This is a genomic window from Calidithermus chliarophilus DSM 9957 (genome assembly GCF_000430045.1).
GTDB lineage: Bacteria > Deinococcota > Deinococci > Deinococcales > Thermaceae > Calidithermus > Calidithermus chliarophilus.
Genome location: NZ_KE387025.1, coordinates 174,374 through 183,459, shown reverse-complemented (window position 1 = coordinate 183,459; position 9,086 = coordinate 174,374). Strand labels below are relative to the sequence as shown.

Below are 9,086 nucleotides of genomic sequence, written 5' to 3'. Positions count from 1 at the left end.
GGGAGGCCCACAGCGCCTCGAGGCCCCCCGCCTCGGCCCCCTCCTCGCGCAACTGGCGCAGCTCGTGGCCGAAGCGCTCGACGGGGTCGAGCCAGGTGACGCGCACGCCCGCGCTCACGCCCCGACCCCCTGGGGGAAGTTCGCCGTCCGCTCCTCGAAGCGCCGGCGGTCCTTCTCCAGCACCTCCAGCGCCACCTTGGCCAGCGCGTCGGCGGCGGCGCGGAAGTCCTTGCGGCTGGCGCCGGCGACGCGCTCGACCCAGGCCCTGGGCACCGCGGCCTCGCCGCCCAGCGCCCCGGCGATGGCCCCGCCCATGCTGGCGATGCTGTCGGAGTCGCGGCCGTAGTTGACGCCGCCGTACACCGTCTGCACGTAGTCCCCGCCCGTCGCCACCAGCATCCCCAGCGCCACGGGCAGCTCCTCGATGGCCTTGGTGCGCGAGGGCCGGCGCGCGTCGAGCCCCGGCTCGCGGTAGTTCTCGCCCACCGTGTCGAAGGGCCGCACGGCCTCGCGCAGCACGGGGATGGCCTGCTGCCAGCCGCGGCAGCCCCGCGCCGCGGCGGTGGCGGCCTCGATGGCCTGGCGGGTGCCGTCCTTGGCGAGCTCGAGCACCGCCTCCACCACCGAAGCCGCCGTGGCCCTGGGGCGCAGCGCCGCGGCCACCGCCGCCGCCATCACCGCCGCCGCCTCGCGGCCGTAGCTGCTCTGGTGGGCCCCGGCGATCTCCAGCGCCTCGCGGTAGGCCCCCGCGGGGTCGCCGGCGTTGACGATGCCCACCGGGGCCATGTACATCGCCGCCCCGCAGTTGACCACGTTGCCCACCCCGGCCTCGCGGGGGTCGGCGTGGGCGTGGCGCAGGCGCAGCACCAGGTACTTCTCGGCGTGGAAGAGCCGGTTCTGCAGCACGGTCTCGCGCTCGAGCTCGGGGATGTAGACCACCTTGTCGGCGATCTCCCGCACGAACAGCTCGGCGATGTGGTAGGCGTCGAGGTGGTCGCGCACCTCGGCGTAGACGTTGGCCAGCGCCAGCACCATGTGGGTGTCGTCGGTGATGTGCCCGTCGCCCTTGTGGAAGGGGGCGTGGGGGCGGGCGGTCTGCCAGTCGGGGTTGAAGGGCCCCACGAAGTCGGTGACGTAGCCGCCGAAGCGCTCCTGGATGGCCTGCGGGCTGTAGCCCTCGGTGGACCCGCCCATCGCGTCGCCGACCGCGCCGCCGTAGATGCAGCCCCGCGCCCCGTCCCAGATGCTCGATGCCATCGTGCTTAACTCCTTTCGCGGGCCGGGGGGACGGCGCAGGTGCTCGCCCCCCCGGCCCGGCCGCGGCTCAGGGGTAGAACTTCTTGATGATCTCGTTGCCCTCGGCCTCGACCTGCTTGGCGAAGTCGTCGAGGGAGAGCCGGTTGGCGAAGAGCAGCTGCAGCTTGGGGTTGAGCACCCGGCTGCGGAACTCGCTCACGCCGTTGACCTGCTGCCACAGGGGGAAGGTGAGGTACTTCGCCGCCTCCACCGAGGTGCGCCAGCCGTTGGCGCTGGTGTTGAAGGGCGGCAGCTTGGTGCTGCTGGCGCGGGTGGGGATGAGCCAGTCCCCCGCGGCCAGCTTGGCCATGTTGGCCCGGTTGAGGGCGAAGGCGATGAACTGCATGGCCTCGCGCGGGTACCTCGAGTCCTTGGGGATGCTGAGGGTCTGCGAGACGCTGCCTTGCTCCTGGGTCTTGGCCTTCAGCGGCGGCAGCACGCCCCACTGGAAGTCCTTGGGCGCTTTCTCCACGATCTGCTGGCGCACGAAGGCGCCCACGCCCGGCATCATCGCGTACTTGCCGGCCAGGAAGCCGGGGATCACCTCGGCGCTGCCGAGGGTCAGGGCCTCGGTGGTGCAGCTCTTGTCCTCGTAGAGCATCGCCAGGATCGTGCTCAGCAACTGCTTCTCCTCGTTGCCCACCTTCACGGAGTAGGAGTTGCCGCTGCGGGCGAAGTAGTCCCCGCCGAAGCCCACGCTGAGGTTGAGGATGCGGTTGCCGGCGTTGCGCAGGGGGATGGCGCAGCCGTACACCTCGGGGCGCCCGTCGTTGTTGGTGTCCTTGGTCAGGGCCTTGGCCACGCGGCGCAGGTCCTCCCAGGTCCACACGTCGTCGGCGCGGGGCAGGGGCACCTTGGCCTCGGCGAAGAGCTTGCGGTTGTACAGCACCACCAGCGGCTCGACCAGGAAGGGGATGCCGTAGACCGCGCCCTTGGCGTCGGTGACCGTCTTCCAGGCCCCGGGCAGGATGTCCTGCTTCATCTCGGCAGGGATGAGGGGGGCGAGGTCGAGCAGGAAGCCGCGGTTGCCGAAGTCCATCACCGGGTTCGACTCGTAGTGGAACACGTCCGGCACGTTTTTAGCCTGGAAGGAGGTGGTGAGGTAGTCCTGGATCGAGCCCCAGTCGACCTGCTGGTACTCCACCTGGACGCGGGGGTTGCGGCTGTTCCACTCCGCCACCACCTCCTTGACCGCCTTGATCGCGTCGGTCTGCCACGCCAGGCTCACGAAGCGCAGCTTGACCGGCTGCGCGTTGGTCTGCGCCAGCCCCAGCCCCGCCGCCAGCAGCCCCGCCGACAGCACCGCCCAAAACCCTAAGCGCCTTCTGTTCATGGGTCCCTCCTCCTTAGCTCCTTATCTCTTCACTCCTTGACGCCCCCTGCCAGCACCCCGCTCACCAGCCGGCGCTGCATCACCGCGAACACCAGCAGGGTGGGGATGATGGCGATCAGGCTCCCCGCCGCCAGCGGCCCCCAGCGGGCCAGCCCCTCGATGCCCCGGAAGCGGGCGAGGCTGACCTGCAGGGTGACCAGGTCGGGCGACTTGAGCATCACCAGGGCGAAGAAGAACTCGTTCCAGGCGTTGACGAAGGTGTACAGGCCGGTGGCGATGAGCCCGGGCAGCAGCAGCGGCAGGATGATGCGGACGAGGATGTCCAGCGGGCTCGCCCCGTCCACCGCCGCGGCCTCCTCGAGCTGCACCGGGATGCCGCGCACGTAGCCCTGCAGCATCCACAGCACGAAGGGCAGGCTCCAGACCACGTAGACCAGCACCAGCCCGGCGTGGGTGTTGACCAGCCCCAGCCGGCCGAGGATCAGGAACAGCGGGACGATGATGAGGATGAGCGGGAAGGTCTGGGAGACGAGGATCCACACCGTCACCGCCTGGTTCATCCTCGAGCGCCGCCGCGCGAGCAGGTAGGCCGCGGGCAGCGCCACCAGCAGGGTGAGCACCGCCGAGAGCACGCTGATCTTGAGGGTGTTGTAGGCGCTGCGCAGCACCCCGTTCTCCTCGACGGCCACCCGGAAGTTGTCGAGGGTGGGCTGCCGGGGCAGCAGCGCCGGGTTCTGCAGCCCGATCTCGCCGGCGGGCTTGAAGGCGGTGGAGGTGAGCCAGACGATGGGGAAGGCCAGGAAGGCGATGAAGGCCAGCAGCAGCAGGCTCATGCCGAACCGGGCCAGCCGGTGGCGCAGGCGGTGGCCCAGCCTCATCCCGCCCTCCCCGCGCCCGCGCCGGCGTACTGGTTGCGCACCACGAAGTACACCAGCACCCCCACCACCACCACCAGCGCCAGCCCCAGCGCCGAGGCGTAGGCGATGTTGCCGAAGCTGAAGGCCTCCTCGTAGGCCAGGAGCATCGGCAGCTTGGTGCTGCCGGCCGGGCCGCCCTCGGTGAGGACGTACACCAGCCCGAAGGCGTTGAAGTTCCACATCAGCTCCAGCGCCGCCGTCGCCACGATCACCGGCGTCATCAGCGGCAGCGTGACGTGGCGGAAGACGTGCCAGCTCCCGGCCCCGTCGAGCATGGCCGCCTCCTTGAGCTCGTCGGGGATCGACTGCAGGCCCGCCAGGAACACCACCGTCGCCTGCGGCAGCCCGGTCCAGATGCCCACCGCGATCACCGCGGGCAGCGCCCAGGTGAAGTCGCTGAGGACGTTGACGGGGAACTCGATGAGCCCCGCCGCCAGCAGCCACTGGTTGAGGAAGCCGGCGCTGGGGTGGTAGACCATGCGCCACATCAGGCCCTTGATCACCGGGGGGATGGCCCAGGGGATGAGCACCAGCACCCGCGCCAGCCCCTGGAAGGGGAGCTTGGCGTTGAGCAGCATGGCCAGGGTCATCCCCAGCACCAGCACCCCCAGCGTGACCGAGAAGGTCCAGATGAAGCCGATGCGGAACGACGACCAGAAGGCGGTGTCGCCCAGCATCCGCGCGAAGTTGTCCAGCCCCACGAAGCGGGCCCGCTCGGCTCCGAGCGTGTAGTCGGTGAAGCCCAGGTAGATGCCCTGCAGCAGCGGCACCACCGAGAACAGCAGGATGGGCACCACGCTGGGCAGGAACAGCCACCACGGCACCGCCGCCCGCCCGTCGCCGGAGCGTGCGCGGGGCCGGGCGGGGCCCGCGCGGTTCACGGGCGCCCCCCGGTCGAGCCGCGCACCACGAGGGAGGGCTCGACCACGACCCGCAGGGGGGCCGCCGGGGCCTCGCCGCTGAGGCGGTTGAGGAGCATCTGGGCGGCCATGCGCCCGCGCTCCCCGGCGTGCAGCGCCACCGAGGTGAGGGTGGGGCTGCAGATCTGGCACTCGGGGATGTCGTCGATGCCGGTGACGGCGACGTCCTCGGGCACCCGCACCCCCAGCTCGCGCAGGCGCTTGAGGGCCCCGATGCCGATGAGGTCGTTGGCGCAGACCAGCGCGTCGGCGTCGGGGAAGCGGGCCCGGACCTCGTCGACCGCCGCGTAGCCCCCCTGCAGGGTGAAGGCGCACGACACCACCCGCTCCTCCAGCCCCGCCCGCCGGGCGGCCTCGAGGTAGCCCTGCAGCCGCAGCCGGGCCGGGTTGGTGTCGAGGGGGCCGTTGACGAAGACCAGCCTCGAGCGCCCCTGCTCGAGGAGGTGCTCGACCGCCAGCCCCACGCCCCGGGTGGAATTGACCTCCACGTGGTCGACGCCCAGGCCGCCGGGCACCTTGCCGATGACGCAGATGGGCTTGTGGATGCGCCCGAGCTGGCGCTCGAGCTCGCCGGAGGGCCGGATGGCGATGAGCACCATGCCGTCGACGTGGCCGTTGCGCAGCAGGTGCAGCGCGTCGACGTCGGCACCCTCGACGTTGTCGGTGCTGATGAGCAGCACGTAGTACCCCCGCTGCTTGGCCTCGCGCTGGATGGCCTTGGCCACGGCGACGTACACCGGGTTGCCGATGTCGGGGACCACCAGCGCGATGCGGTGCGTGACCTGCCGGCGCAGGCTGCTGGCCTGGGCGTTGGGCACGTAGCCGAGCTGCTCGGCGATCGAGCGCACGTGCCGGATCGTTTTTTCAGAGACCCGCCCCCGGCCGCTGAGGGCCAGGGAGACCGTGCTCACCGAGACTCCGGCCAGCCTCGCCACGTCGGCGGCTGTGGCCGTGCCGGTCCGCCGCTGCGGGGGGTTAGGGGGTTCGTTCGCCATTGAGGGCTATGCTAAAACGATTGAGCACCGCCTGTCAAGCTCCACCCTGGGGGCCGCAGCAAGGGTCTCCGGTTTCGTTCGGGTCTCGAGGCCCAGGGGGGGCAGCCCAGGGAGCGAAAACACGCCGACGGGGACGTGGTTTCTACTCGGGCCCTCCGCGGCACGAGGGGAAGGGGCCCCGCCGGCGCGGGACGTGCCCACCCGGGTCCGGGGCGTGTCGTGGGCTGGGCGAGGGGGGCGGGGGTCGGCGGAGCTTGACATGCCCATGTGCTGGTCGGCATACTTGCGAGGTAAATCGATTGATCGAGGCGCGGCCGCGGTGGGCGGGCCGGCGTCCGGCGAGGGGAGGCTGGCAGGGTGATCAGTGTCGTGGGGAGCGTGAACGTGGACTTGTCCGTCAGGGTGTCCCACCTGCCGCGGCCCGGCGAGACGGTGCAGGGCGAGGACGCGCAGGTGGGGCTGGGCGGCAAGGGGGCCAACCAGGCGGTAGCCGCCGCACGCCTGGGCGCCGACGTGGCTCTTGTCGCGGCCGTGGGGGAGGACGCCTTCGGCCGGCTGGCCCTCGAGCAGCTCGCGCGGGAGGGGGTGCGGACCGGGCGGGTCAAGCGGAGCCCCCGGCCCACCGGCCTCGCCCTCATCGGCGTAGACGCGGCGGGCCAGAACAGCATCCTGGTCTCCCCGGGGGCCAACGCCGACCTCGAGCCCGAGGACCTGGACGCGCAGGCCCTGGCCGGTTCGGCCTGGGTGGTGGTCCAGCTCGAGATCCCCCGGCCCGCCTGGCGCCGGGCCCTGGCCGCGGCCCGGGAGGCGGGCTGCCGGGTGGCGCTCAACGCCTCCCCGGTCGCGCCGGGGCTGGGCCTGGCCGACCTCGAGGGGGCCGACTGGCTGATCGTCAACGAGGTGGAGGCCGCCCAGCTCCTGAAGGCCGAGCCCACCCCCGACCCGCGGCGGGCCCTCGAGTACGCCCGGCGGCTGGCCGGCCGCGCGGCCAACGCCGTGGTGACGCTGGGGGAGCAGGGCGCGGTCTTCGCGGGCGCCGCCGGTGAGGGGCACCTCACGGGCCGGCCGGTGCGCGCCATCTACACCACCGGGGCGGGGGACACCTTCACCTGCACGCTGGTGGTGGCCCTCAGCGAGGGGGCCTCCTCCTCCCAAGCGGTGGGATTCGCCAACTCGGCGGCCGCCCTGGCCACTACCCACCCGGGCGCCGCGTCCGCCATGCCGCGGCGCGCCGAGCTCGAGGGGCACCCGCCCAGGCCGCGCTAGACCGGCCTTCCGGATGCCGGGGCAGGCCGAGGGCGAGGGGTCCGGCGGCCTCGAGCCCCCACGCCCCCCGTGCAAATGCACCGAGCTCTCACCCCGTTTTTGTTAGAGTACCGCCGTTCCCCAAAAGGTATCCATGACCTGGGGGATCTCTAGAGGACCCCGATGACGCGTCGTGCACTCTTCTTTCTCCTGGTGGGTCTGCTCAGCGCCTGCGGGCAGCTGGCGACCCGGACCCCTGACCCCTCCCCGTCGCCTCCGACGGCGCTGGCCTGGGGCGCCGCGCCCGAGCTCCCCGCCGCCGCGGCTGGGGCGACCCTCGACCTCAGGGCCACGCTGAGCCTCGAGGGCGGCCTGGGCCCTCAGGCGGTGGAGCTCAGCCTCGGCGGGGCGCCGGGGGCGAGCGTGCTGCCGTCGAAGCTGAGCCTGGAGGCCGGCGGCAGCTACCCGCTCAACCTGAGCCTGGCGCTGCCCAAGACCCTCGCCGCGGGCGAGTACCCCCTGCGGCTCACCGCCCGCAGCGGCGCCCTCGAGGCCACCCTCGCCCTGAGCCTCAGGGTCTCGGGCACCGTGGGCGAGCCTTCGCCGGGCCAGCCCGTGCTGCAGGGCTTCACCGCCAACCCCGCCCAGCTCCCCCTGCGCGGGGGGGAGGTGACGCTGGCCTGGAGCGGCCAGGGCCAGGGCTACACCCTCAGCGTGAGCCCCTCCCAGGGCGTGAGTGTCGACCACAAGCCCTACGCCGGCCCGGTGAGCCTGCCGGCCTCGGCCACGGGCGCGACCCTTCAGTTCGCCGCCAACGCCGGCTCTGCCCAGGCCTACACCCTCACCCTGCAGGTCGTGGGCGAGCCCGGCAGCACCCCGGTGCAGGCCAGCGCGACGGTGCAGGTGCAGGGCGGGCGGCTGTGGCTGGCGGGCCGGGCCGACGCCAGCCCCGACGACGAGGTGCTGCTGGCCCAGGGCCTGCTCCACCTCCTCGACGGGGCCGTGGCCCCCGCCCCGGTCCTGGTGCGGCCCGACGAGACCTTCGCCGTGGCCTTCGACGCCCAGGGTAACCTGTGGGTGGCCCGCCAGAGCTTCCAGGGCGACGTCGTCGAGGGGTACGCCGCCGCCGGCCTGGGCCAGCCCGACCCCGCCCCCTTCGCCCGCATCACCCAGGGCGTCGTCGGCCCCGCGGCGCTGGCCTTCGACCCGCAGGGCAACCTCTGGGTCGCCAACTCCTGGAGCGGCAACGTCACCGCCTACGCGGCCGAGGGCCTGGACGCCGACCCCGCCCCCGTGCAGACGCTCGAGGGGGGAATTTCCTTCCCCACGGGCCTGGCCTTCGACACCTCGGGGAACCTGTGGGTCGCCACCAGCTTCAGCCCCTCCGCCGTCAACAGGGGCATGGGGGCCGTCTACGGCTTCACCCAGGCCAGCCTGGGCGAGCCCAGCCCCCGCCCGGCCGCGACCCTCACCCGGGGGATCGTCGCGCCGGAGAAGATCGCCTTCGACGCGCGCGGCGACCTGTGGGTGCTGCAGCAGGGGACCCAGCCCTCCCGCTGGCTCACCCGGCACCCGGTGGAGAGCCTGTGGCAGGACGGCGAGCCCGCCGTCCCCGCCCTGGACTTCCCCGAGCGGCCCGCGGCCCTGGCCTTCGACCCCGAAGGCCGCCTGTGGGTGCTCACCCCCGGCACCCTCTACGGCTTCGCCCCCGACGCCCTGGCCCAAGCCCAGCCCGCGCCCGCCTACGAGTACGCCCTGGGCGGGGCGTGGCACACCCTAGCGTTCAGCAGATAGCAGATGAGGTCCTGCCCATGAAACGTCTCCTGTTCCTCCTCTCCCTTCTCGTGAGCTTCGCCCTGGCCCAGAACCCCCAGAACCCCCAGAGCCCCCAGCGCAACCCCGCCTACGTCGGCGGCTACGCCTTCACCGACGGCGCGGGCGGCTGGCAGCTGGGCATCGTCGGCGGGAACGACAGCCTGCGCGAGCACTTCGGCGTGCGCCTGGAGATCAACGTGCCGCTGGGCCCCACCCCCGCCTCGCTCTCCCTGCTGGGGACCTGGCGCTACAGCCAGGGCCTGGTGGACAGCTACACCGGCATCGGCCTGGGCGTGGCGAAGGGCGACCAGGGCTACCTGATGGGCCAGTTGGTCCTGGGGGGCAACCTCCACCTCGGCGACAACCTCGCGCTGTTCCTGGAGGGCCAGTACCGCTACCTGCTGCCCGCCGGCGTCTACCCCAACACCGCCCAGGTGCTGCTGGGGCTGCAGTACCGCGTGCCCGCGCCCCAAGGCGGGGGTCGCCCGTGAGGCGAGCGCGCCCGCTGCTCCTGCTGGGCGCGGCGCTGCTGCTGAGCGCCTGCGGCCAGCTCTTCCAGGCCCCC

At 72.7% G+C, this 9,086-nt stretch carries 8 protein-coding genes; 3 read left to right on the top strand and 5 right to left on the bottom strand.

Annotation, left to right across the window (positions count from 1 at the left end; genetic code table 11):
• Positions 1–114: 114 nt before the first annotated feature.
• From MEICH_RS25490 to MEICH_RS0115820, 5 genes are all read right to left on the bottom strand, one after another.
• Positions 115–1,257, bottom strand: coding sequence for an ADP-ribosylglycohydrolase family protein (locus tag MEICH_RS25490; RefSeq protein ID WP_036219472.1), 1,143 nt, complete (start codon positions 1,255–1,257; stop codon positions 115–117).
• Positions 1,258–1,324: 67 nt separating this feature from the next.
• Entirely contained in the window at positions 1,325–2,629 is a 1,305-nt protein-coding gene (locus MEICH_RS0115835) for an ABC transporter substrate-binding protein (RefSeq protein WP_027893421.1), read from the bottom strand.
• 29 nt (positions 2,630–2,658) lie between these two features.
• Positions 2,659–3,507 (bottom strand): carbohydrate ABC transporter permease, encoded by an 849-nt coding sequence (locus MEICH_RS0115830; protein ID WP_027893420.1) that lies wholly within the window; start codon positions 3,505–3,507, stop codon positions 2,659–2,661.
• Positions 3,504–4,427 (bottom strand): carbohydrate ABC transporter permease, encoded by a 924-nt coding sequence (locus tag MEICH_RS25485; protein ID WP_051304266.1) that lies wholly within the window; start codon positions 4,425–4,427, stop codon positions 3,504–3,506. Before MEICH_RS25485 ends, MEICH_RS0115830 begins: the two co-directional genes overlap by 4 nt.
• A complete protein-coding gene (locus MEICH_RS0115820; RefSeq protein ID WP_084542372.1) occupies positions 4,424–5,461 on the bottom strand; it encodes a LacI family DNA-binding transcriptional regulator in 1,038 nt (345 codons plus the stop codon). The genes MEICH_RS25485 and MEICH_RS0115820 overlap by 4 nt, the downstream gene beginning before the upstream one ends.
• Positions 5,462–5,818: 357 nt before the next feature.
• On the opposite strand from MEICH_RS0115820, the gene MEICH_RS0115815 reads away from it, so the two are divergent.
• The 3 genes from MEICH_RS0115815 to MEICH_RS0115805 all read left to right on the top strand — a co-directional run bounded on the left by MEICH_RS0115815 (position 5,819) and on the right by MEICH_RS0115805 (position 9,012).
• Positions 5,819–6,727: a ribokinase gene (locus tag MEICH_RS0115815; protein ID WP_027893418.1), complete on the top strand. Its 909-nt coding sequence runs from the start codon at positions 5,819–5,821 to the stop codon at positions 6,725–6,727.
• A 162-nt stretch (positions 6,728–6,889) separates the two neighbouring features.
• Complete coding sequence (locus tag MEICH_RS0115810; RefSeq protein ID WP_027893417.1) at positions 6,890–8,500, top strand: NHL repeat-containing protein; 1,611 nt, start codon at positions 6,890–6,892, stop codon at positions 8,498–8,500.
• A 17-nt stretch (positions 8,501–8,517) separates the two neighbouring features.
• On the top strand, positions 8,518–9,012 hold the full coding sequence (locus MEICH_RS0115805) for a hypothetical protein (protein WP_027893416.1): 495 nt from the start codon (positions 8,518–8,520) through the stop codon (positions 9,010–9,012).
• The last annotated feature ends 74 nt before the right edge of the window (positions 9,013–9,086 follow it).